Source organism: Nitrosospira multiformis (assembly GCF_900110185.1).
GTDB lineage: Bacteria > Pseudomonadota > Gammaproteobacteria > Burkholderiales > Nitrosomonadaceae > Nitrosospira > Nitrosospira multiformis_A.
The window spans coordinates 42268-66761 of the sequence record NZ_FOCT01000010.1 but is presented as its reverse complement, the minus strand read 5'-3'; the positions used below and the strand labels follow the sequence as shown (position 1 = coordinate 66761).

General features: G+C 52.7%; 15 protein-coding genes and 1 pseudogene. 14 read left to right on the top strand and 2 right to left on the bottom strand.

Going from position 1 to position 24494, the window contains the following annotated elements; genetic code table 11:
* Positions 1-46 precede the first annotated feature (46 nt).
* From BMY01_RS11905 to BMY01_RS11845, 14 genes and pseudogenes are all read left to right on the top strand, one after another.
* Complete coding sequence (locus BMY01_RS11905) at positions 47-2971, top strand: bifunctional glycoside hydrolase/polysaccharide deacetylase family protein (protein WP_254772728.1); 2925 nt, start codon at positions 47-49, stop codon at positions 2969-2971.
* Complete coding sequence (locus BMY01_RS11900) at positions 2961-5708, top strand: tetratricopeptide repeat protein (protein ID WP_074747497.1); 2748 nt, start codon at positions 2961-2963, stop codon at positions 5706-5708. The genes BMY01_RS11905 and BMY01_RS11900 overlap by 11 nt, the downstream gene beginning before the upstream one ends.
* Positions 5705-6976 carry a protein PelD gene (locus tag BMY01_RS11895; protein ID WP_074747494.1) on the top strand — a complete coding sequence of 424 codons (1272 nt, stop codon included), beginning with the start codon at positions 5705-5707 and terminating at the stop codon, positions 6974-6976. The genes BMY01_RS11900 and BMY01_RS11895 overlap by 4 nt, the downstream gene beginning before the upstream one ends.
* Positions 6976-8097, top strand: a complete 1122-nt coding sequence (locus BMY01_RS11890; RefSeq protein ID WP_074747491.1) for a tetratricopeptide repeat protein — start codon at positions 6976-6978, stop codon at positions 8095-8097. The genes BMY01_RS11895 and BMY01_RS11890 overlap by 1 nt, the downstream gene beginning before the upstream one ends.
* The gene (pelF, locus tag BMY01_RS11885) at positions 8094-9674 is read left to right on the top strand and encodes a GT4 family glycosyltransferase PelF (protein WP_139176895.1); all 1581 of its coding nucleotides are present in this window, start codon (positions 8094-8096) and stop codon (positions 9672-9674) included. Before BMY01_RS11890 ends, pelF begins: the two co-directional genes overlap by 4 nt.
* A 12-nt stretch (positions 9675-9686) precedes the next feature.
* Complete coding sequence (pelG, locus tag BMY01_RS11880) at positions 9687-11057, top strand: exopolysaccharide Pel transporter PelG (RefSeq protein ID WP_074747488.1); 1371 nt, start codon at positions 9687-9689, stop codon at positions 11055-11057.
* 605 nt (positions 11058-11662) lie between these two features.
* A complete protein-coding gene (locus BMY01_RS11875) occupies positions 11663-12658 on the top strand; it encodes a ComEC/Rec2 family competence protein (RefSeq protein WP_074747485.1) in 996 nt (331 codons plus the stop codon).
* Between the two features lie 41 nt (positions 12659-12699).
* On the top strand, positions 12700-12834 hold the full coding sequence (locus BMY01_RS18115; protein WP_139176893.1) for an efflux RND transporter permease subunit: 135 nt from the start codon (positions 12700-12702) through the stop codon (positions 12832-12834).
* Entirely contained in the window at positions 12831-13922 is a 1092-nt protein-coding gene (locus tag BMY01_RS11870) for an efflux RND transporter periplasmic adaptor subunit (protein ID WP_368086241.1), read from the top strand. The genes BMY01_RS18115 and BMY01_RS11870 overlap by 4 nt, the downstream gene beginning before the upstream one ends.
* Before the next feature lie 21 nt (positions 13923-13943).
* Positions 13944-17123 (top strand): efflux RND transporter permease subunit, encoded by a 3180-nt coding sequence (locus BMY01_RS11865; RefSeq protein WP_074747482.1) that lies wholly within the window; start codon positions 13944-13946, stop codon positions 17121-17123.
* Positions 17107-18543 (top strand): TolC family protein, encoded by a 1437-nt coding sequence (locus BMY01_RS11860; protein WP_139176891.1) that lies wholly within the window; start codon positions 17107-17109, stop codon positions 18541-18543. Before BMY01_RS11865 ends, BMY01_RS11860 begins: the two co-directional genes overlap by 17 nt.
* A 93-nt stretch (positions 18544-18636) precedes the next feature.
* Positions 18637-19262 (top strand): annotated as a pseudogene (locus BMY01_RS11855) (IS6 family transposase); the annotation flags it as partial.
* 1138 nt (positions 19263-20400) lie between these two features.
* Positions 20401-21240, top strand: a complete 840-nt coding sequence (locus BMY01_RS11850) for a hypothetical protein (protein ID WP_074747480.1) — start codon at positions 20401-20403, stop codon at positions 21238-21240.
* A 109-nt stretch (positions 21241-21349) separates the two neighbouring features.
* On the top strand, positions 21350-22330 hold the full coding sequence (locus BMY01_RS11845) for a glutathione S-transferase family protein (protein ID WP_074747477.1): 981 nt from the start codon (positions 21350-21352) through the stop codon (positions 22328-22330).
* A gap of 75 nt (positions 22331-22405) precedes the next feature.
* Here the strand turns inward: BMY01_RS11845 and BMY01_RS11840 are convergent, their stop codons facing one another.
* Both BMY01_RS11840 and BMY01_RS11835 read right to left on the bottom strand, forming a co-directional pair.
* Positions 22406-23107: a trimeric intracellular cation channel family protein gene (locus BMY01_RS11840; protein WP_081353909.1), complete on the bottom strand. Its 702-nt coding sequence runs from the start codon at positions 23105-23107 to the stop codon at positions 22406-22408.
* A 1-nt stretch (position 23108) separates the two neighbouring features.
* Entirely contained in the window at positions 23109-24404 is a 1296-nt protein-coding gene (locus tag BMY01_RS11835) for a M20 family metallopeptidase (protein ID WP_074747474.1), read from the bottom strand.
* Positions 24405-24494: the final 90 nt, after the last annotated feature.

Below are 24494 nucleotides of genomic sequence, written 5' to 3'. Positions count from 1 at the left end.
TATGCCCCACTGCCTTCCGGAGCAGAAAAGGATATCTCGACAAGTTTTGCAAACTGCTACACCCAATCCCATTATTCCCGGTATTGACATCGGAGAAGGGGGTGCCCTGCGTATCTGTAAAGACCGCAAAGACCAAGGCGGCACTCCCGACAATCTGCTTCAACTATCAGGATTCCGCTTCCTGTTCCATCTTCCCGGTGCGATCTGGAGCAAAGTATCGTCGCTCTGTTCAGGCATCTGGCTACTGCTTCTGTTACTGATGCTGGGGGCATCCGCGGCCCACGCAGACGGGCTGGAGCTGGAGAAACGCGATATTGTTTTTTACTATGGCAGCAGGCCGCCCGTCGAAGACCTGCGTCATTTCGACCAGATCGTCATTCAGCCAAGTCAGATTCTGCCGCATGAGAAAACAGCGCTGTTGAATTTGAATTCTTCACTCGTCTTCGCCTATGTCTCGTTTGGTGAAATCGCCCGCAACAGCGAAGATATGGCGCGTATCGATACGGACTGGTCGATAGGGGTCAATCCTGCCTGGAACAGCCTGGTAATGGACATGACTGATCTCGCCTGGCGCGAATATCTGTTGAAGCAGCACTTCGAACGCTTGTGGCGTGACGGTTATCGCGCCTTTTTTCTCGATACAGTGGACAGTTACCTGATCGTGACACCGGAAGGCAAACAACGCGAAGAGCAGGAAAAAGGACTGGTTTCGTTGCTCGCGGAAGTCAAGCAGCGTTTTCCGGGATGCAAACTCATTCTCAACCGCGGCTTCGAAGTACTGGACCGGGCCAGCCAGTATGCCGACGGTATGGTAGCGGAATCGCTTTTTCATGGTTTTGACCCGATTAGCGGTAAACACGCCCCAACCAAGGAAGAAAACAGAAAGTGGCTGCTCGACCAGCTAGTGCGGGCGCAAAACGAATTCAAGGTGCCCATCACGGTGCTCGACTATGTCGATCCGGGAAACTGGGTAGAGGCGGAAAAAACGGCGCGTGACATCCTCAAGCTGGGATTCATGCCCTGGGTGGCCAATGGAGACCTGACGTGGCTGGGACAGGGGCGAATGCGCCTGGCTCCCCGCAAGCTGCTGGCCATTGTGAATGGAACGCCGGCGCAGCAGATGGAGCATGATCTGTTTCGGCATGCTGCCATGCCGCTCGAATATCTTGGCCTGGCGCTCGACTATTGGTACATCGACCAGCTTCCCTTGCCGATTGAACCGCTCGTCGGGCGGTATGCCGGGATTGTCGCGTGGCTGGGGGACGACAGTGCGAACGGTACCGAACGGTATGAGAGTGTCTGCGCGCGGCTGCAGTCAGAAGCGAATGCCGGCCTGCCTATAGTGTTCATGGGTTATCTGCCCGCAGGGGTTGCGTGCCGGAATCTGCTGGATTATCAGGGTGAATTGCAGCCGACGACCGGCATACTGAAACTCGATGCTATGAACGAGCGCTTGGGACGCCCTGAGGCCGCTCCGGTTATCGGCAGCGGCACGCCCGATGTGCGGGTTCGAGATCGCAATAACGCATGGCTCACTTTGAGCAGTGCTGACAAAATATTTCATCCGATTACGGTTACGAACTGGGGGGGTTACGCATTACATCCCCATATCCTGAGTGAAAGCGTCTCCGGGCGCCACGAATGGCTGCTCGATCCTTTTGTTTTTTTCCAGGCGGCGCTGCGTCTGTCGGTACAGCCGGTATTTGACATGACAACGGAAAACGGGCGACGCCTGGGGATTGTCGAGGTGAGGGGCGACCGCCTGTTTGCAAAGGATGAGCAGGGTGTGGAGGCAATCGATCGGCTCAAGGTCTGGATGGAAAAAAATACACTGCCGATAACATTGGGTGTCATTGAAGCGGAAGTGGCCACCGAAGAGCAGCGGAGCAAGCTGCGCCAGGTAGCCAGTTTGCCCCAGGTTCGTCTGGCGAGCCATACTTACAGTCATCCTTTTTATTGGGGGGTATTCGAAGGTAAGACAGACGCGGATCAACAATCCTACCGTTACAGCGTATTCATGAAGGATTACGCGGCGGAAATGACGCGCGAAACAGGTGGCACTCTTCCATTCCTGCACACCATGGCACCGGATTCTCCTCCGTTATTGATCTGGTCCGGAGATGGCAAGCCAGGGCCCGCAGTGCTAGCAGCTGCGCAGAAAGCCGGACTGCCGCATTATGGCGGAGGGGGGCTGCATTGGCAGAGCGGACAGATATCGCTCGCAGATCTTGATCCCGCACTTCGTCCGACTGAATGGGGTATTCAGGTGATGACGCCGCTGATTGCCGAACCTCTGTTCGCGCAACTCTGGTACGGCGAAGCCCTGAATTTTGGCAAGGTTGGCGAATGGAACCGCGAGCTCGACCTTGCACGCCGGCTGCGTGTTTCGTCCATATCGATTCATACCGATGCGTTCCTGAACGAACGGGGGAGGGAGCTTCTGGAGCAGATGGCGGAGGCGCAGCGGAAGGAAAATGTGCTCGGCATCTGGGTCGACGAATATGTTACCCGCGTGCGCGCGTTCCAGACCGCGAGCATCGCACGCGATCTCGATGGTAATTGGTCTCTTTTCGGGGATACGCTCAGAACAGTGCGATTGCCCCCGACCGAAATGACGCCGGAAATCTCCAGCGATGTAGTTGGATATAATGACCGCAATGACAACCGCTACATCTACCTTGCCCGGAATCACGCAATCCTGAAAGCCGCTCAGGGTAAACGGAACGGAAATCCGGGATTGAGACTGATCGAGGCGAGTGCGCCCCTTAAATCCTGGCATATCAACAACGATGGTTCCGCCACGCTTTTATTTGAATCGAGGGGGCGTTTGGCTCCCTTGACTGTCACGGCTCCCGCTTCCTGCGCCTTGAGCATAGATGACACAAAATTGACACCGCAGGCGAAGGGTACACATTCCGTTTATACAGTTCCAGGAAACCTGACAGCGGGAAAATTCCGGCTTGAGTGTTGAAACGCAACGCGAATCTCTGCTAAACGCACCCGCGTTGCTGTTCATGAGCGCGGTGGTTCTCATCGCCTTCTGGGTATTGTTTCCGCGTCAGCCCGCATTCAGGGATCCAGCCAACCTGTCAGCAAAAGATGCTTTGTCAGTCGCTTATCTTCGCGTTCTCGTGCAGTCCGATCCGCGTAACGCTCCACTACGCCTGTCGTTCGTACAGGTACTGACGGAAGCGGGCATGACCGATGAAGCCGTCCTTGCCATGGAACACCTGCAGAATGCTCCCGAGTCAGGGTTGACTTACGAGATTCGCCTGGCGGAGTTGAAGCTGGCGCTGCAGCAGCTTTACCGACATCCCCCCCAGGATGTCGAGACATCACTGCGAAGGCGTATCGGGGAACTGGTTCCTTCATTGTTGCGCCTGGCGGAAAATGACAAAGAGTCGAATCAGGTGGTGTTGCTGGCAGAGCAGTTTGGCGAACCCTCGGTCGTAGCGGAAACCTTCGAGCAGTTGGCTGGCATGCAGAATGAAACCCGGCAGACAAAATCGCGCTGGCTTGCTTTTGCTGCCAAACAACGGCTTGCAGCCGCACAACCCAGAATTGCAGCACGAAATTTCTGCCAGGCTCTCACTTTCGAACGAATAGCCAGGAAGAAAACAGAATTGGCGAAAGCCTGTTTAGGCGCCTATCTTCAGGCAGGTGTCGACCGGGAGGCCTTGAAAGCTGCAATACAGATCCTTTCCGCTTACAGCGGACCGGCTGATGTCGCGGGTGCCGGTAATTCCGGCGCGGTTGCTCCCTCCAGCGCGGACGCGCAGCTGCTGATGCTGGCGGCCGACGTTGCCCAGCCGATGGGTGATCGTGATCATGCATTAGTTTGGCTGGAGCAGGCAAGTGCACATCTACCTGCGGATCAGAAGCTTGCGGAACGTATTGTCCGGTTACAGGTTTCGATGGGGCTTCTCAGTGAAAGCCTTGCCCGAGCGAACGTGCTGCGCGCTTCTCTGATTCCTGGAAGTGAACGTCAGCGACTGCTTGCCCATTTGTATGACTGGAACGGTCAACCCGATGAAGCGCTCGCCTTGTGGTTGTCTTTTGCGCGCCATAAGGCTGATGAGGAGGCTGAAACCCGGGCCTTTGCACTGGCTCAGGCAAAACCGGATAACGAGGCGATTGTGCAGCTTCTTGAGGCAGTAATGTCTCGTCGCAAGCTGACGGCTACCGAAGCGGAAGCTTATGTCAAAGCAGGTCTCGCCGTTGCCCAGCCGTCGCGTGTGGAAAAGCAGTTGCGACGTCACGCGCAGCGATTCGGCAATCCTCCCCCCATTCTTAATGCATTGGTGGAGGTTCTTGTTCTTCAGGGCAAACCGGATGCGGCGCTCACGTTATATGAAGATATGCCGGAAATACAGGACGGGCGGCAGAGGCTTGCATTGGCGAGACTATATGAGGAAGCCGGCAACACGCAAAAGAGCTTTCAGTTGCTGCTTCGGGACATCGACTCGCCAGATCCTGCTTCTGCGGAAGAATACTGGTTACTGCTGGCGAAAGTTTCCACGCAACTGGGGCAGGATGCATATGCCAGCAAAGCCTACGAAAAAGCATTGGTTCTTCGGCCGAATGACGTGGAAATTCTGGAAAACCTGCAACGTCTGGCCCTGCGTCATCACGATGACAAAAAAAGCGAGCGGTTTGCGCGCTATGGATGGGAAAGATTGAAGCGCATCGAGGACTTGCAGCGCCTGATGCGTTTTTCCTGGAAGCGGCGGAATTGGGATGAGCTGGATCAGTGGCTCAAGGTTGCGGAAAAACTCCCTTTGGCAGCGCAGGCGCCGGATTACTGGTATTTCCAGTCGATGCGCAGAATGGCGCATGGGGAGCAAAGCGCTGCTCGTGATGCGCTGCGGGAGATCCTGAGATTGCAGGCTGCAGATCCGGAAGTCACCGAAGCTATGATCTGGCTATTGCTGTCATACGAGAAAATTGATCGTGTACTGCTTGATTCCGTCGTTGCGCCCTATCGTGCCCAGTCAGCCAATCAGTCCACGGTCAATCCGGCCTTAGCCGAAGCCCTCGCGGCAGCGGAGCAAGGTTTGGGCAGGCCGGTTCAGGCAGCCGCCTGGTTTTTGCGATCGCTTTCGACCCGGCCTGGGGATTTTCTCTGGGTATTGACGCTGGCAGATAATATGGAATGGGCGGGTTGTCCGGCTCACGCCAATTATGCCCGTTTGCGGGCGCTCGAAATATTCGCTTCGAAGCAGAATTCCCAAATCGAAGTGAAATATCCGCCACGCCTCGCCGAGTACTTCTTCGGATCAAAGTATCTCCCAGCCAAAAGAGATGATACCGAGGATGCAAAGAAACAGGAGGAATTACAGTCGATTCGGAACCAATGGGGCTTTGGAGAAAAACTGGATAATGCCGACTATTTCGCATTGCGTAGAGAGGTGGGACGACTTGAGCTGTCACAATGGAAAGATTTTGTAAAGGCAGTCAGGAACAGGAATGAGCGTGAAGTGGCGCGGCAGTTGACGCTCATTTCGGATCACCTGAAGCATCAACCTGCGGCCGCATCACATCCGGATATGCTCCCCTTATCTATAGACGATGTGGACCGCGCGAATCGGTGGTTGGCCGGCGAGCCGGAGCCCAACCCGAGCGATTTGGCGACGGAACTGGATATCTGCCGCGAGACGCTGACCAAGATTCGGGAATTTCCTGCAAACAGTGAACCTGCAAAGCGATGAAGAAACCCTGGCTGGAAGGTATAGAGGTTGTCGATGTAAACACCCCCGTATCTGCGTGGGGCGGCTGGTTTGAAACATTCGTTATAACTGTTGTTGTAATTGCGGCATCGTTCATTACCCAGCAGGCGGATCCTTTCCGATTGAGTGGGGGATTCCCGTGGGCTGTGCTGGCACCCCTGTTCGTGGGGTTACGGTACGGGTTTGTCTTTGGTTTTGTCAGTGCCCTGCTGACACTCGCAGTGCTTGGGGTTGCCATTGACCAGCAATGGCAGGCCGCGAAGAGCTTTCCGCTGCCTTGGGCGATAGGCGTTGTGGTGATAGCGATGGTGGCGGGAGAGTTTCGTGACATGTGGGGGCGCCGCCTCCACCGGTTGGAGGGCGCGTATCAATACCGGGCTGAGCGTCTTGAGGAATTCACGCGCAGTTACCAGTTATTGCGCCTATCGCATGACCGCCTCGAACAGACCGTTGCCAACAGCGGCTTTTCCCTGCGTGAAGGCATCATGCACCTTCAATCCACCCTGGATGCCATCGATGGATTGACGGAAAGCTCGCTGCAAAAGCTTATTGAATTTGTAGCGGAATATGGTGTATTGACTCAGGCCTGTATCATCGGGATTACTGCCGACCGTATTGATACTTCCCACGTTCTGGCCTCTGTGGGAGAGCGATTTCCCATCGATGTGACTGATCCAGTCCTGAGAATGGCGCTTGACAGCGGCGAACTGGCCACGGTGAATCTTCTGCCGGATTCAGTAATGGATCATACCCAGCTTCTGGCTGTGGTACCTTTAGCCGACTCCATCGGCGAAATAAATGCCGTGCTGGCAGTGCGTTCCATGCCTTTTTTTTCGTTTCATGAAAGCAATCTCAAGCTTATCGCCGTGCTGGTGGCGCATGGCGTGGACCATCTCCGCTTCGGAACAGCGAGACCCTCGGTTCCTCGGTTTATTGCCTCATTTGAACGGGCATATCAGGATTTTTCGCGCTTCAGGCTCGATACGGCACTTCTGAGATTATCCGGAAATCCGGAGGAGATGCGGAATATTCACGAAAAGCTGCGGTTTTCGATTCGTGCTATCGACTTTATCTGCCTTGCGCGTGAAAAGGATCAGCATGTCGTCTGGGTGATGTTGCCACTGACGGATATTACTGGCGCGCGGGCATGGGCGCAGCGAGTAGCCGATGTTCCCGCAACAATCGCGCAGGAATGGATGTCTATCAACGAAATTGATCCGCAAAGGATCCGTTCCCTGGAGCAGGGGTGATGCGGCGCATGTATCGCCTGCTTGCATTCTCGGGAGTGACTGCTGAAGTAGTAGCCATTCTCCTGGTCTGGGTGAGTGCGGAAGACGCGCTTGCAGATTGGCAGGAAGGCGCGCTGCTGTTCACGGCGGCTGTATTTCATTCTGCTTCGTCCTATTACCTTGCGCGCATGTTCTGGCAGTCATTGCCGCGCCGCTACAAGCTTCCTCCCCCTAGAAGTCTAGGGTTGCTGTTTGCCTTTCTATGGATTCTGCCGGTTTTCGGGGCGCTGGGCGTGCTGTGGAGCATAACACGTGCATTGAAACAGCCCCGGTCCCGTTCCGCGAAGAATGTAAAGATTATAATCCTGCCTGAGCTGCCTTTTTCACCCCCTGTCATCTTCCCTGTTCCCCCTTACAGCCAGGGAGCCCTGCGCCAGATCGTCCATTTTGCCGACCGCTCACTCAAGCGGTTGAAAGCGGTGATGGCGACACGGCACATGGCGCCGAAAGAAGCCATGGAGGTCTGGTCGAAGGCTACTCGTGACCCGATCGATGACGTAAGGCTGCTTGCCTATGCGATGAAGGATGCCCATGAAAAGAGGCTCACCGACCGCGTTCTGGCTTTAACCGAAGCGCTACCGCACCTTCCCCCACGAGCACAAAATGCCTGCCGCAAAACGATCGCCGCGCTGTGCTGGGAGCTGGTATATCACAAGCTGGTACAGGGTGCTGTCAGACAGCACTGGCTGAAAAATGCCCGCGCACAAATGGAGGTTGTATTGACCTCGTCATCCATTACGCGGCGCGACGTTCCCTCTGCATCTGTATCGGCCCCCGTGCGTACTGCATCCGAAGCATCTCTGGCATCCTCCAAACATGAGAGATCCGGGGGCGGGAACGCCGACAGTTGGTTGTTGTATGGTCGGATTTTATTGGAATCAGGTGAAGCCGCCGTGGCGAGAAAGGCTTTTGTCAACGCACAAATCCATGGCGCGGATCCGCAACAACTGTTGCCATGGTTTGCCGAAATCGCTTTCCGGGAGCGGAAGTTTACCGAGGCAAAGCGCTGTTTATCGGCGCTTGCACGTGTTGGAGAGAAGGGGCGGGAACTGGCTCTGGTAAGAGCATGGTGGAATAAATGAGCGTTATCCAGGCAGGGGCGGAGAAGCCCTCGATGGTACGGGCAGCAGGATCGGTTGTGGAACCAGTGGCGGATATCGCTCTGCTGCTGGAAGGCACCTATCCTTATGTCCGTGGCGGGGTATCTTCATGGGTCCACCAGATCATAAACGGTTTGCCGGAATTTACCTTCGCCGTGATCTTTATAGGCGGCAATAAGGAAATGTATGGACCGGCGCAATATCAGTTTCCGCCGAATGTGACGCATGTCGAAACGCACTATCTGTTGCACCGTAGCCATGGGAAGCCACATGCGCGCAAGGGCAGCCGCCAGCCTTTTCAGGAAATGGAAGAGCTGCACGCCGTCATGCGACAATCCGGGAAATTGGCTGACAGGAAAATGATTGATGCGTTTGCGCGACTGGGCTCCAAGGGTGGCATCAGTCAGGAGGATTTTCTGTATAGCGAAGCTTCCTGGGATTACATTACCAGACAGTATAAAGAGCGCTGTACTGAACCCTCGTTTGTGGACTATTTCTGGGCGATACGTGCAATGCATGCGCCGCTGTTCGTGCTGGCCGATATCGCGGCCGGGCTTCCACCGGTGCAGGCAGTGCATGCCATTTCGACCGGTTATGCAGGACTGTTGGGCGCGATGATACGGCTGCGACGAAACATTCCCTTCGTGCTCACCGAGCACGGAATCTATACCAAGGAGCGGAAAATCGACCTGGCGCAGGCTACCTGGATCCATGATCACAATGACGATGTATGCAATACGCTGCATGATGAAATGGGGTATATCAGGGGTCTCTGGATCAGGTTCTACGAGCAGCTCGGGCGCATGGCGTACGCGCAGGCTTCGCCCATTATCAGTCTGTATGAGGGGAATCGGTTGAGACAGATTGCCGATGGGGCAGTTCCGGAAAAAACACGTGTCATTACCAACGGCATCAATGTGGAGCGCTATCGCGACGCACTCGAAAAAAGACCGGAAAAGATTCCACCGGTGCTGGGGCTGGTCGGGCGCGTGGTACCGATCAAGGATATCAAGACGTTCATCCGGACATTGCGGATGCTGGTCAAGGAGCGTCCTGACGCGCAAGGATGGATTGTCGGCCCGGAGGACGAAGATCCGTTGTATGTGAATGAATGCAAGGAACTGGCCGAAAGTCTCGGCCTGAAGAATCATCTCAGATTCATGGGCTTTCAAAATATGCTGGAAATTCTGCCCCAGCTTGGCCTGATGGTGCTGACCTCGATCAGTGAAGCTCTGCCACTGGTAATACTCGAGGCTTTCGCCAGCGGTGTTCCCTGCCTTGCCACGGATGTAGGGTCCTGCCGGGAGCTCATCGAAGGAGCGGCCGAGCAGGATCGGGCATTGGGGGCAGCGGGTAGTGTGGTGCACATTGCCGATCCAGAAGGCACGGCAAAAGCAGCACTCGAACTGCTGAACAACCCGGAGAAGTGGTGCGCTGCGCAGCAGGCGGGGCTTGCGCGCGTGAAACTCTACTATGACGACCAGCTCATGTTTTCATCTTATCGGGAAGTCTACTCGGGAGCCTTGGGTGTACCGCGGCATCCGGCAGTAGCGAACTGATGTAACTAAACTATGGCCGGCATCGGTTTCGAAATCCGCAAAATCCTGGAGCGCGACAATTACTGGTCGGTGTTGCGAGCCTATGGTTATGCCGGTCTGGTCAGCGGTGGTCCATGGGTGCTCTCAATTTTGAGCATCATGATGATAGGCGTTCTTGCCGTCATGCTGGGTGTGGAACAGCGGGAGGTCAATGCCTTTCAGATCTGTGTTACCTATATGATGGCGGGTTCGCTGATCTGGACCGGGGGTATGCAGCTCATGTTCACGCGGTTCGTCGCGGACCGGACTTATGCCGATGACAAGGCAGAAGTGCTGCCCAATCTGTTCGGCGTCCTGATGTTGACCATGGCGGGTGGTTTTACGTGGGCAGCGCCCTTTATCTTCTCGCTTTTCTCGGGACCATTTTTCCAGCAACTGTTGCTGCTGTGTAATTTTGTTGTGCTGAGCGGGATGTGGATTGTCCTCATTTTCCTGTCGGGGATGAAGGCGTATGGGCGCATCATCTGGACCTTGGCCAAGGGTTACTCCCTGGGAATTGCAGTCGGACTCCTTGCATCTCCATGGGAACTCAACGGCCTGTTACTTGGCGTGCTGACCGGTCACGGCTACCTGCTGTTTTCATTCCTGCATCATATCGTGCGGGAATATCCCGGAAATTCTCTGCTCAAGTTTGACTTTCTCGATCGAAGCCGGAGCTTTTACAGCCTGTTTGCGGTGGGCACGCTCTATTACCTGGCGGTGTGGATCGACAAATTCATCTTCTGGTTCGTGCCCTATACTTCCGAGGCAGTCATCGGTCCCTTGCGCGCATCCATCATCTACGATCTTCCCATTTTTCTGGCATATCTATTCATCCTGCCGGGGATGGCCGTATTTCTGGTGAGCATAGAAGCGGATTTTGCCGAACAGCACGAACGTTTTTACCGTGCCGTGCGTGAAGGGGACACGCTCATGCATATCGAATACAGGCGTGACCGGATGGTGTACGCTGCCCGGCAGGGTATCTACGAAATCTTCAAAGTGCAGGGTTTGACAGTGGTGCTGTGCCTTCTGTGGGGCAGGGGCCTGCTGCAAACCATTGGCATATCACCGCTCTACATTCATTTGTTTTATATCGATGTGGTTGCAGTCAGCGTGCAGGTGCTGCTTATGGCGATACTCAACATACTTTTTTATCTCGACGCCCGACGGGAAGTGCTGATCGTTACGGCATGTTTTTTTATAACCAACCTGCTGTTCACCGTTGCCACGCTACAACTGGGAGCCGAATCCTTCGGATACGGCTTTGCGGTATCCGTTACGCTGTCCGCATTTCTCGGTCTCTTCATCCTCTCGCACAAATTCAACCGGCTGGAGTATGAAACATTCATGCTGCAGGGTTAGTCCGCATCTCTCATAAATCCCAGGTGCATAGCCGCCGAATCATGACAAAATCATTTTACGGGAATGACTCGAATCATGAAATGAAGAGTCTTGCCTGTATGGACGCCGACGGCCAGCACCGGATTCTGGGCCATCGATAAACCCTCCTCGCGCCACGCCGTGCAATGAGCGCCTCCGCTTCGGTCAGCACTTCCCCTCCCGCACTTTCCTCTCTAGCGCTTCCCTCTGTGATACGGAATTCTACAGTCGCCCACACTTCTCGACTTGAATGATTCAGGTTGCGGTATTCACAAATTCACCACCTATCCATCATAGTTCTCTTACAACTTTCACAAATTCACCACCTATCCATCATAGTTCTCTTACAACGAGTGTGGTAATTTTGATTCCACACTGGCTGTTGGCATCCCTTAAACGTATGCCGATCAGTCGAAGAAAGGCCACTGTCACTGTGAAAGTGTCGCATTTGACCGCTGAATCGATCATCCGCACTTCATAATCGCCCGTCTATCAGCCGTTACAGCGTGATAGCACGCAGTTGGACGCTCTCGGTGTGCGAGTTACCTGTTTATCTTGGAAGGGGGAAAACTTGAAAGCTCATCGCCATGCAACTCACCATCCATACGATTGACGTCGGGCAGGGAGAAAGTGCGCTCGTGGTTGCGGCAGACGTGGCAGCGGGGCGACACCGGACGATATTGATCGAGGGTGGACTACTCGGGTATGCCGAGACAGTCCACAACTTTATCGATCCCATCCTCAGGGGTTACGGTTACTCCCTCGATCACATTCTTGTCAGCCACTACGACAAGGACCACTCAGCGGAAGTCATAGGACTCCTGAATGCGGACAACATGCGAGTCGTAAGCGAAACCATTTCGAACGCGGTGGCAAATGCGGCGCAATGGGCTGCAGCAGGCACTCGCCCCCAGCAAATCGCCTGCGGAGCCGTGGCCGCATCGGCAACGATCCTCGGAGCTTGCGAACGGAACCTAAACCAAATCCTGGCAATGTGCCAGGCTGTTTTTCCCCGGGCTGCCGGGAAGACAGACGACGAAGCGGCGGAGCTTGGATTTAACTATGCGCTGGAGCATACCGACAAGGTTCAGAGCTTTCCCGCTCTTGAAGTCGGCAAAACTGGAAGACGCAGAAATATTGCAAAAATATCCGCGGTCGCTGCGGCGATTGCCATCGCGTCGGGAAACAATCCGGCTGCCGCAGCCTTCGGCGCCATCTTCCTCCTGATTGCCAAAACACTTCCCAATCAGCTGCGGCTCGATACCGGCGGCCGATACTGCAACGTCCATCTTATCGACATCGAACAGCCAACCTGGCCATTACGATCTGCCGAGACATACGCCGGCACGGCGCTCGGGCAGCACATAACGAAGGACGAGATTTTCAGGAGCAGCGGGAGCGGTATGGCTCTCCCTTCCCCCCATTCTCCCGGAATATTCTGCCGGGTGATCAGCTTCTGGGTTTGGCAAGGGATGGGCAGTAATCCTGTTCAGACCGTCTGGAGACGCAAGGCGGGAGACTGCACGTCCAACCTTGTAAGGATTTGCAAAAGAATTGCCTCATCCTTACGTGCAATATTCTAGGTAGATGAATTTTTTACCGAAGGCATAAGAGAGAACATAGTATGAACCAGATCGTAATTATGGCGCTGCGGAAACCTTACACCTTCGTGGTTCTTTCCATTCTGATCGTCCTGTTTGGAATCAGGGCGATGCGGCATACGCCGACGGACGTCTTTCCCACTATCAAGACGGCATGAAAATGGTCACTAAATTATCCATCGTTCTAGGTTTAATCGCCACTCTGGTATTGAGTGGATGCCAAAAACACGAGACACATGAAGAAATGCCGCACTATGCGGCAACCACACCATTCCGTGAAGACACTTCCATCCTGGAACCCTATGTCTGTCAGATTCGTGCCATCAGACATATTGAAGTCCGCTCTTTGGAAAAGGGCTATTTAACCCATATTTTTATAGACGAAGGGCAATGGGTAAAAAAGGGACAGCCCATGTTCAAAATCATGCCCAACGTCTATCAGGCAGAACTTCTAACCGCGGAAGCCGAAGCGCAAAATATGAACATCGAATACCTCAATACCAAGGCCTTGGCTGATAAGAATATCGTATCACCCAACGAATTGGCTTTGGCAAAAGCAAAATTAGATAAGGCCAACGCGCAGGTGAACTTGGCGAAAACCCACTTGGGGTTCACCGATATCAGAGCACCTTTTGATGGGATTACGGATCATTTGGCTGTTAGGATCGGCAGCCTTCTGGATGAAGATGATTTGTTGACGGAGCTGTCTGATATCGCCCACTTGTGGGTCTATTTCAACGTCCCGGAAGCTAAATATCTGGATTTTATAAGGCGCGAAAAAGGCAAAACCAATGAAAAAGTGCAGTTAAGGATGGCAAATGGCGAGATTTACGATCATACGGGGGTCATCGAGACAATTGTAGGTGATTTTTATAATACCTCCGGCAATATTCAGTTTCGTGCCTTGTTCGAGAACCCGGACAGAGTTCTCAGGCATGGTCAGACAGGAACAATCCTAATGACCGTACCTTACCCGAACGCCATGCTCATCCCTCAAAAAGCGACGTTCGAAATCATGGATAAAATCTATCTCTACGTCGTCAACAAAGAAGAAAAAGTGGAGCAAAGGCTTCTCCAGATAGAGGCCGAATTGCCCCACATGTTTATTGTTAAAAGCGGCGTGAATGATGGCGAGAGGATTTTGATCGAGGGTATGCGCAAAGTTAGTCCTGGAGACAAGGTTATGATCGATTTAAAGCCACCCCAAGAGGTTCGCTCAGAGTTGATGAAATTGTATACCGAGTAACCTTTTAGTCAGGATTAAGCCATGTTTGGTATTTTTCTCAAAAGACCTGTGCTGGCGATCGTGTTATCGCTGTTGTTCATATTCATGGGCTTGTTGGCAATGAAATCATTGCCCGTTTCCCAGTTTCCGGATATTGCACCGCCCCGGGTCACGGTTTCAGTATCGTTTCCCGGTGCCAGCGCCCAGGTACTGGTGGAATCGTCCCTGATCCTCTTAGAACGCGCTATCAATGGTGTGCCTGGTATGAGATACATCACTTCGGATGCAACCAGCGCCGGCGAAGCGACCATTCAAGTATATTTCAATTTAGGCGTCGATCCTAATATCGCGATGGTTAACGTGAAGACGCGCGTGGATCAGATGATGAGCAGGCTACCCATACTGGTGCAGTTGGAAGGCGTGATTGTAAACTTCGTCCAGCCCAGCATGCTCATGTATGTCAACCTCTACAGCAAAGACAAAGACGCCGATCAGAAGCTTTTGTTTAATTATGCCTATGTCAATGTTATTCCGGAGATTCAACGCATTACTGGAATTGCCCAAGCAACCATATTGGGTTCCCGCCAATATGCGATGCGGATTTGGATGAATCCGGAACGGATGAGAGCCTATGCCGTCTCGTCAGAAGAGGTGATGAAGGCACTGGCGACTCAAAGCATTATCGGACGACCTGGTCGGCTGGGTCAAAGCACAGGCATGCTCGCCCAGTCCAAAGAGTATGTGCTGGTTTATAAAGGACGCTTTAACAAGCCGGAAGAATATGGGGACATTATTCTCCGGGCTGCTCCAACAGGCGAGATTCTGCGCATTAAAGACGTTGCCAAGGTCACTCTGGACAGCGAGTTTTATAATATTTTCTCCGATAAGGACGGATTCCCTTCCGCGTCCATCGTGCTGAAGCAAAACTACGGCAGTAATGCCCAAGTAGTCATAGAGAACGTGAAGAAAAAACTGGAAGAATTGAAAAAATCCTTCCCGGAGGGCATGGACTACGAAATCAATTACGATGTGTCGCGTTTCGTTGAGGCGTCCATCGACCAAGTGCTGCACACATTGGTGGAAGCCTTCATTCTGGTCTCCTTGGTGGTTTTCATTTTCCTTGGCGACTGGCGTTCTACCCTGATTCCCGTCCTCGCGGTACCGGTTTCGCTGGTCGGAGCATTTGCCGTCATGTCTGCGTTCGGGCTTTCCATCAACCTCATCACCTTGTTTGCCTTAGTGTTGGCTATTGGTATTGTGGTCGATGATGCCATTGTGGTAGTGGAGGCAGTGCATGCAAAAATGGCAGCCGAGCATTGCAGCCCTTATGAAGCCTCCCGAAAAGTGTTGCAGGAAATCGGTGGCGCCATTATAGCAATTACGCTGGTCATGGTATCAGTGTTCGTCCCTCTTGCGTTTATGCCAGGACCGGTCGGGGTGTTTTATCGACAGTTCGCTATCACTATGGTGTCGTCGATCACTATTTCAGCAATTGTGGCTTTATCGCTCACCCCGGTACTGTGTGCCATGATTCTTAAAAACACTCACGGCCAGCCGAAACGGAGAAACCCGATAAACATTTTCATCGATGGCTTTAACTCTGTTTTCGAAAAGGTCACCGGCCGCTACATCAAATTGCTGAATGTCACGGTCACTCGGCGCCTTGTCACGCTTTTGGTATTGGTCGGGTTTGGCTTCGGCATTTTCGCGGTCGATAAAGTCTTGCCTTCCGGCTTTATTCCCGGCGAAGATCAAGGCATGATTTATGCGATTATCCAAACACCGCCCGGGTCAACCATCGAAGTGACCAACAAAGTGGCACGTGAACTGGAAATAATGGCCGCAGAAATCGAAGGCGTACAATCAATTTCTTCCTTAGCCGGCTACGAAGTACTCACCGAAGGCCGTGGATCAAATGCAGGGACTGTTGTTGTCAACCTGAAAGATTGGTCGCAACGTAAACATTCGGTAACTCAAGTCATCCACGAGTTGGAGGAAAAAGCCCATAACCTAGGTGCGACCATCGAGTTTTTTCAACCGCCGGCAGTGCCGGGATACGGTGCGGCATCGGGTCTGTCGTTTCGCTTGGTGGACAAGACGTTAGACACGGATTACTTCGAATTCGATGAACTTAATAAAAAGTTCATGGCTGCGATGCGTGAACGTAAGGAATTGACCGGCTTGTTCACTTTTTATGCGGCCAATTATCCGCAATACGAACTGATCGTCGACAATAGGCTGGCCATGCAAAAAGGGGTTACCATCGAAGACGCGATGAATCACCTGGACATCATGATCGGCAGTACTTATGAACAGGGCTTTATTCGCTTCAATAACTTTTTTAAGGTCTACACCCAGGCCGCGCCGGAATTCAGGCGAGCCCCTGAAGATGTGTTGAAATATTTTGTGAAAAATGATAAAGGCGAAATGGTGCCGTACTCTGCCTTCATGAGCATGGAGAAAAAGCAGGGGCCCAACGAGCTGACGCGTTATAACCTCTATAACACGGCGGCGATCCGGGCTGAGCCCGCACCCGGTTATACCACTGGCGCAGCTATCAAGGCAATCGAAGAGGTCGCGGAAGCCACTTTGCCGCGAGGTTTTGAAGTTGCCTGGGAAGGCTTGACATTCGACGAAGCCCTCCGGGGCAATGAAGCAGTGCTGATCTTCGCCGTCGTTATCCTGTTTGTCTATCTGGTGCTGGCCGCACAATACGAAAGCTTTGCTTTACCCTTGGTCGTGTTATGTTCGCTACCCCCTGGTATTTTCGGTGCCTTTTTATTGTTAAAAGGATTAGGGCTTGCCAATGATGTCTATTCCCAACTGGGAATGGTGATGTTAATTGGCTTGCTCGGCAAAAACGCGGTACTGATTGTCGAGTTTGCAAGCCAGAAGCAAGTCGAAGGAGGCATGACGGTCAAAGAAGCGGCGATTGCGGGCGCAAAAGAGCGTTTTCGGCCGATTTTGATGACTTCATTTGCCTTTATAGCCGGGTTGATACCCCTAGCGATGGCTACGGGAGCTGGAGCGGTCGGCAACAGGACGATTGGTACCTCAGCACTGGGTGGGATGCTTACCGGTACCGTGTTTGGCGTCCTCGTTATTCCAGGACTTTATTATATTTTTGCGAAAATGGCAGAGGGTAAAAAATTAATTCAAGGTGAAGACCTTGATCCTCTAGCCGAAACTTATCATTACGGCCCGGATGACAATGAAAAATAAAACATTTCGGCTTATGGCTTTAGTCGTGCTGGGGCTGCTGTTGCAGGGTTGTATTCCTAAAGTAGCAATCAAAAAAGCAGATGTGCCTCTTCCTGCTACTTTTGAACCGGACGTTTTTGAAACGACCAGTACGGCGACCGTCATGCGGAAGGATTTTTTCGATGACCCTGCCTTATCAGATTTGCTAGAGATAGCTGTTGCTAATAATAAAGAAATTAATATTATGCTGCAGCGCATCACCATTGCACAAAATGAAATCCAAGCGCGTAGAGGCCAATATTTGATGCCATTGGTAGGTATTCGTGCTGGCGCAGGCGGAGACAAAGTCGGCGAGTTTACGCGCTTCGGCGCTATCGAAGAGGAACTGCCATTAGCCGGCAAACACTTTCCTACGTTTCTTGGCGATTTTCGATTTGAGCTATTTTCAACTTGGGAGGTAGATATATGGAAAAGATTGAGGAATGCGAGAGAAGCGGCTGTGCTGGAGTACATGGCATCTAAAGAAGGTCAAAATTTTTTAGTGACCAACCTGGTCGCTGACGTTGCTCATTCGTACTATGAATTGCTTGCCCTGGACAACCACCTTGAGAATTTAGAGCAAAATATCAGGATTCAGGAAAATGCGTTGGAGATGGTTAAACAACTTCTGCTGTATGCAAGAACAACTGCACTTGCGGTCAAACGTTATGAAGCAGAAGTGGCAAAAAACAAAAGCAACATATACAAAATTAAACAGGATATTACGGTTGTTGAAAACCGGATCAACTTCCTGTTAGGGAGAACGCCGCAGCCTATCCAGCGTGCTTCCAGTAGTTTTATGGAGCAAAACCCCAAAGTACTCATGACAGGTATTCCGTCGCAATTGCTACAAAACAGGCCTGATATTAGGCAAGCGGAGCTTGAGCTATCGGCAGCGGAATTAAACATAAAGGTGGCCAGGGCAAATTTCTTTCCCACCTTTAACATAAACGCCGGGGTAGGGTTTGAAGCTTTCGCGGTTAAGTACCTGTTCAATACCCCACAATCATTGGCGGCCGCTGTTGCCGGAGAGCTAGTAGCTCCAGTGATCAATAGGTACGCTATCAGAGCCGAATATAAAAACGCCAGTGCCAGGCAAATTCAGGCAGCTTATGAGTATGAGCAAAGTATTATCAATGCTTATGTGGAAGTAGCGAATCAAATTTCAAACATCGATAAGCTCAAAAAAAACTATCAGTTCAAGACAAGCCAGGTGGAAGCGCTCGTCCAATCAATTGATGTCGCTAGCCAGCTATTCAAATCTGCTCGTACGGACTACCTGGATGTGCTATTGACACAAAGGGATAGCCTGGAGGCCAAACAAGATCTAATTGAAACGCAACAAAAGCAATTTGACGCAATGGTGGATCTTTATAGATCACTTGGTGGCGGTTGGCAGTAGAAGGATGAGAGGAAGGAGCGGTTCAAAAAAAGGCTCTGTTGCAAAAAATAAGAAGGGAGGTGCCCTATTGTATTTTTCAGGACAGATCCTCAAATGTCCGATTTCAAATGGCGTCATTTTCGTGGGGAGTTGATTCCGGGTTATGTCAGGTGGTATTGCAAAATGCGGGATCAGCTATCGTGATCTGGGTGGAAATGATGCTGGAACGCGGTCTTAAGGTGGATCATACGACGCTCTACCGTTGGGTTCAGCATTACGCGCCGGAAATGGAAAAGCGCCTGAGGTGGTATTGGAAATCTTCCATGGGCTACAGCTGGCGAGTGGATGAAACCTACGTGAAAGTAAAAGGGGAATGGACGTATCTCTACCGGGCACTTGATAAAAAAGGCCGTACGATTGATTTCTATCTCTCCGCTACTCGCAATACCCAGGCTGCCAAACGTTTTCTGGGCAAAGCCCTGAAATCCATGAAGCCCTGGTGGCGTACCGGTGCTATCAATACCGACAAGGCGCCCGCTTACAAGTCCGCCCTTGCCGAATTAAAAGCGGAAGGAAAGTGTCCGCCGGATACTGTGCACCGGCAGGTCAAATACTTGAACAATATTGTCGAAGCTGATCATGGCAAGCTCAAACGCTTGATAAACCCGGTGCGGGGCTTTAAATCGATGAAAACAGCCTACGCCACCATCAAAGGTTTCGAGCTCATGCGAATGTTCAAGATAAAAGGAGGTTTTATGGAAATAACAATTCTAAGGCTTATGACTTCCATGAAGGTAATCCTAATTGTTGCCGCCGTTTGGCTCGCGGCACCCCTTGCGAAAGCTGACACATGGCGTGGCACCGCACCTTTCTGCGATGGACAATGCCTGCCAAATGAGCGAGAGGTTCAAAGAAGCGAGTGCGGTGACGGTGGATGCTGTTCGACAGGTAGTAAAGCCTTATGCGCAAATTTAGAACCTACCTGTACCCCTGCGCAGACAAATGTCTCATGCTATGGAGTTGTGCAAGTTTGCGACAATGGCTATTACTCAGCCCCTGACAGCGTTTGGCACAGTTGTTCCACCTATGCTTGTGGAGTTTGCTTTGGATTTGATTGGCCGATTGCAACAAAGCCATTATCCCGATAATAGAGCCGAATATAGTAATAGATCAGTCAACCGCCTATTTCTTTTTTCCTGCGGCTCGCGCAAATGTACCATATGAGCAGCGTGAGCAGAACTCCGACCTAGCCCGATTGAAACGACGCATCCTGCGTATCGGTTGATGCGAAGACGGGCAGCGATAATGCAAACAAACCAAGAGCTGTTATACCCATCATGTTGTAATTTCTGCTTTTAACGATGTATGGTTTATGGTGGCAGAGCGATCTGGCAATGCGGGCTTTTTCCGTATCGGATTGGTTCTCAACCCAATATTTATTGAAGTACGCCAAAATTAACACATCCTTTATTATTGATAAAATACATTATCGATAATCTGCCCACGGGTCAGCTCAGAGAATTCCCGTCCAAGTCACGATTTTTCTACCGCCTTGCAAAAGGTTGATGATTCCAGAAGAACCATCAGGAATACACCTCTTCCCTTCTTGTCATACACAGATTCTGCACCCGTCCCTGGGGGAATCCAGGATGCAAACGCAGACTCAATCCCGAGACTTGAAGGAGCTGTACAATACCTGGTGTGACTGCCACTCGAAAGGGTATAAAAAGGATATAAAGCATATTTATCGGGTCGGCGAGCAACCGGTACAAACATACCGGCGGAAGCCGGTCCAGGGGCGTTCAAAGCGCGCCATTACTGGTTTGGCTGGATTCCGGTCTTGCCAGTTTTGTGGAAGTTTGCTCTACAGGTACAGGAATGAAAACTCTTACCAATGTTGTAACCATGAAGGAATTATCACCAAATGGTGGACAACTGAATTATCTGATCAGCGGCGGACGTGTATATGCATCGGCAAAATCATGGGGCAGGGCATTACAGGTGCCGGACGCCATGAAAGTCTGGTTTGAAACAGGTCTGATCAGAACAGCCTTGCTGAACAAGAACGTGATGGATGGCGAACTGGAAATGATCTACAAGGGTGTGCTGGTTTATCGCTGGCATATCGTGGCTGAACAGCTGCGTGTCTTCGACAGACAATGGTATCAAACCCAGTTTAAAGGCAGGCCCAAACAGGAGCAGCGGGATATTGAAAGATTTCATGATAACTACGAACGCCTGGTTCATTGGGGATATGATCTTCAGGAGCGGGCGCTAAGTCATGGAATAAGCTCCAGTACCATGCCGGGTTCACCTGTTACACAAGAAACATTGCTTGAGGTTATCAGGCAGGTTATTGCGCCGCGGTTGGGAGATCACGATAAGAAATTGCATGAACAGGATGTTGTGATTGCAGAATTGAGAGAAGCCGTGTCTGCTTTGCGTGACCAGAAGGCGTTTATTTCTGTCAAACAGGCGATTGCCGAGCAGGGTCTGGATTCAAGCCTCATGCCGTTATACCCGAACTCAAGAGAAAATCTTTCCAGTCTGGTTGGCCATTTTTTAAAGAGACGAGGAGTTGAACAGGGGCCAAACATAGTGGCGAGACTGGATGGAAAATCTTTGTCAACCGAGATGAATACCTACAGGCGTGGTGATATTTACGCGGCATTGAACGAATTCAAGGACGTCAAGCAACTAGACCTCAACATAGAATAGGGCAATAACCATCAAAACGGCTGTCGGATATCGGGGAGCAGCCGTATGATCAAGATCAGCAATGCCGATTTGATCTTGTTGACCTGGCAAAACAGGAAGGATCTGCAGAATGGGTTTACTCGTTAAAGGCAAGTGGGTGGACGAGTGGTACGATACCAGATCGACTGGCGGCCGGTTCATCCGTACCAATGCGCAGTTCCGCAACTGGATAACGGCTGATGGCAGTCCGGGGCCCAGCGGTGAAGGTGGATTTCCCGCCGAGGCAGGGCGTTATCATCTATATGTCTCGCTCGCTTGCCCTTGGGCTTCCCGCACGCTGATTTTTCGGATGCTCAAAGGGCTTGAGAGCATGATCAGTATTTCCGTGGTGCATCCCTACATGGGCGAGCATGGCTGGACTTTTGATGAAGCGCCGGGAGTAATCCCTGATCCCGTGGGTGGCGCATCCTATCTTTATGAAGTCTACCTCCGGTCGGTGCCCGACTATAGTGGACGCGTGACAGTACCTGTGCTCTGGGATTTGCAGCGGAATACCATTGTCAGCAATGAATCGGCCGATATCATCCGCATGATGAACTCGGCTTTCGATGGAATAGGCGCTTTGCCCGGAAATTATGTGCCTGAGGTGTTGCTTCCGCAGATCGATGAGATCAACGCCCGCACTTACGCTGACGTCAATAATGGCGTTTATAAGGCAGGTTTTGCCACCAGGCAATCGGTGTACGAGAAGGCGGTGATGGCACTGTTCGGATGCATGGACGAGTTGGAACAACTGCTTTCACGTCAGCGTTATCTCATCGGCAACTGTATCACTGAAGCCGACTGGCGGGTATTCACCACGCTGATCCGCTTTGATCCCGTCTATCACGGCCATTTCAAGTGCAACCTCAGGTGTCTCGTGGATTATCCCAATCTCTGGGCCTACACCCGGGAGTTGTATCAATGGCCAGGTGTGGCAGAGACGGTGAACATGCAACACATCAAGGAGCACTATTACCGCAGTCATCCCACCATTAATCCGAATCGCATTGTACCGGTGGGGCCCAGCCTCAATCTCGATGAGCCACACGATCGTGCGAGACTGACATAGCGACAATTGTCAGCAGGGTGGCATTTTTGGACCGGTGCAGGAGCAATAAGTAGAATAGCGTGAATGACAACACACTTACGGCCCTGGGTCTTTCCGATTTTTCGCAGCGTCCATTTTCGTGCCCGAATGTCCGGGTGCGCGAGCGATCGGCAGGTGCCAGCCGTGTCGGATCGCAGCCAGGCGCAGGCCAAAGCAGAGAGCCGCGCCGGTACATGTCGTTGCAACGGACGGAAATCGTAGCGCATCGCCAATCACCACCACGGCCGCTCCAGCAAGGGCGGCGATGGCATAAATATCGGATCGCAAGACAACAGGCACATCAGACAGAAGCACATCGCGCGCCATGCCGCCGCCGATTCCGGTCAGCATGCCCAGCAGTGCCGCCATGACCGGGTCGAGACCGAAGACGATGGCTTTCTGCGAGCCGGAAACGCAGAACACTGCTAGACCGGCGCCGTCGAATATAAGTACGGCGCTGCGCAGCCGATTGATGGCGGGATACCAAAAAAAAGTGAACACACCAGCAAAAAGCGAGGCCACCAGATAGCGCCAGTCGCTGATTGCCGCAGGGGGGATTGCGCCGATCAGCAGATCGCGGAAGATCCCCCCGGAATTGGCTGCAGCGAAGGACAGCACCAGAACCCCGAAAAGATCAAGCCGGCGCTCGACACCGGCTGCTGCTCCGCTCAGCGCGAAAACGAAGGTGCCGACAAGATCGAGCACCAGCACAAGGGCCTTCATTGCAGCATCGACGTCAAAAGCAGCGGAAGCAAACACCTTACGGTCTCAGTTCCTGGTGCTGCGGCTCATGTTGAAGCCAGGCCAGCGCGCCAACGACCATCGTTTCTACGCCAGTCTCCAGAGTGGGATGCATTACTGGTGCAAAGTAGGGACTGTGGTTGGTTGGGATTTTGTTGATTTCGCCCGCAGCTTTGGCTTTCGCGTAAACGTCGGGATCGGTACCGCCCACGAACCAGAACACGGAAGGAGTGCTCCACTCGGTTCCGAACGACCCGAAATCCTCGCTCGCTGACACCGCCTCGACTTCCCGCACACGGTCACCCGAGAAATGCCGGCGGAAAGCATCGGCAACACGCGTGCTTGCATCGGCATTGTTGACTCCCAGAGGGTAGTGCTCCAACGTCGTAATCTCCGGCGGCCTGGGGGCTCCCGAAGCTGCAGCCTCTGCATTGGCGATACGCTCGATGGCGGCAAGCACTCGCTTGCGCACGCCTGCATCGAAGGTACGTACGTTCAGCTTGATAACGGCATCGTCGGGTATCACATTCTCCTTGGTGCCCGCCTGCAGCGCGCCGATGGTAACGACAGCGGCCTCGGAAGCAGCAAGTTCGCGCGAGACGATGGTCTGCAGGCGCATTACCGTCGCCGCAGCCATGACTACGGGATCGACGCTTGCCTGCGGCATCGATCCGTGCGCGCCGCGCCCAAATAGGCGGATCTGCAGGCTGTCCGCAGCGGAAGTAATGGTTCCGCCACGGCCACCGATGTTGCCAGCCGGTCCGACCATGACGTGTTGGCCGAGCACGACATCCGGCTTGGGAAAACGATTGAGCAATCCATCGTCAATCATGGCCCGGGCGCCTTCTGCAGTCTCTTCCGCCGGCTGGAAGACAGCCAGCAACGTGCCGCGCCATGCATCGCGCACCTCTGCGAGCAGCGTGGTCGCGCCGACCAGCCAGGCAACGTGCAGGTCGTGGCCGCAAGCGTGCATGACCGGGACGGTTTTGCCCTCGCGATTCGTGGCCTTGACCTTGCTGGCATAGGGAAGCCCGGTCATTTCCTCGATGGGTAGCGCATCCATGTCGGCACGCAGCATGACGGTCGGCCCGTCGCCGTTGCGCAGCAGTCCCACGACACCGGTCTTCCCGATTTTCGTCGTCACCTCATACCCAGCCGCGCGAAGCCGCTCCGCGACCAAGCTCGCAGTCCGCGATTCCTGCATCGACAGCTCCGGATGGGCATGCACGTCCGTATATAACGCCTCCAGATCCGGCAGCAGGCTCTGCAGCCCGGCAAGTGCCTTTCCAGAAGAACTTGTGGGTTGCAAGGTCATACTCTTATTCCTTCGTTAAAAATTGCCATGGGGATAGTTGATCAATTCGTCGGCCCCAGCTTCTTCATGCGCACAAGTTTTTCATCACTG

Bases quoted from the DNA above. Each gene is read 5' to 3' on its own strand.
- BMY01_RS11895 (WP_074747494.1), top strand. From the start codon at position 5,705: ATGAAGAAACCCTGGCTGGAAGGTATAGAGGTTGTCGATGTAAACACC.
- BMY01_RS11890 (WP_074747491.1), top strand. From the start codon at position 6,976: ATGCGGCGCATGTATCGCCTGCTTGCATTCTCGGGAGTGACTGCTGAA.
- pelF (WP_139176895.1), top strand. From the start codon at position 8,094: ATGAGCGTTATCCAGGCAGGGGCGGAGAAGCCCTCGATGGTACGGGCA.
- pelG (WP_074747488.1), top strand. From the start codon at position 9,687: ATGGCCGGCATCGGTTTCGAAATCCGCAAAATCCTGGAGCGCGACAAT.
- BMY01_RS11875 (WP_074747485.1), top strand. From the start codon at position 11,663: ATGCAACTCACCATCCATACGATTGACGTCGGGCAGGGAGAAAGTGCG.
- BMY01_RS18115 (WP_139176893.1), top strand. From the start codon at position 12,700: ATGAACCAGATCGTAATTATGGCGCTGCGGAAACCTTACACCTTCGTG.
- BMY01_RS11870 (WP_368086241.1), top strand. From the start codon at position 12,831: ATGAAAATGGTCACTAAATTATCCATCGTTCTAGGTTTAATCGCCACT.
- BMY01_RS11865 (WP_074747482.1), top strand. From the start codon at position 13,944: ATGTTTGGTATTTTTCTCAAAAGACCTGTGCTGGCGATCGTGTTATCG.
- BMY01_RS11860 (WP_139176891.1), top strand. From the start codon at position 17,107: ATGACAATGAAAAATAAAACATTTCGGCTTATGGCTTTAGTCGTGCTG.
- BMY01_RS11850 (WP_074747480.1), top strand. From the start codon at position 20,401: ATGAAAACTCTTACCAATGTTGTAACCATGAAGGAATTATCACCAAAT.
- BMY01_RS11845 (WP_074747477.1), top strand. From the start codon at position 21,350: ATGGGTTTACTCGTTAAAGGCAAGTGGGTGGACGAGTGGTACGATACC.
- BMY01_RS11835 (WP_074747474.1), bottom strand. From the start codon at position 24,404: ATGACCTTGCAACCCACAAGTTCTTCTGGAAAGGCACTTGCCGGGCTG.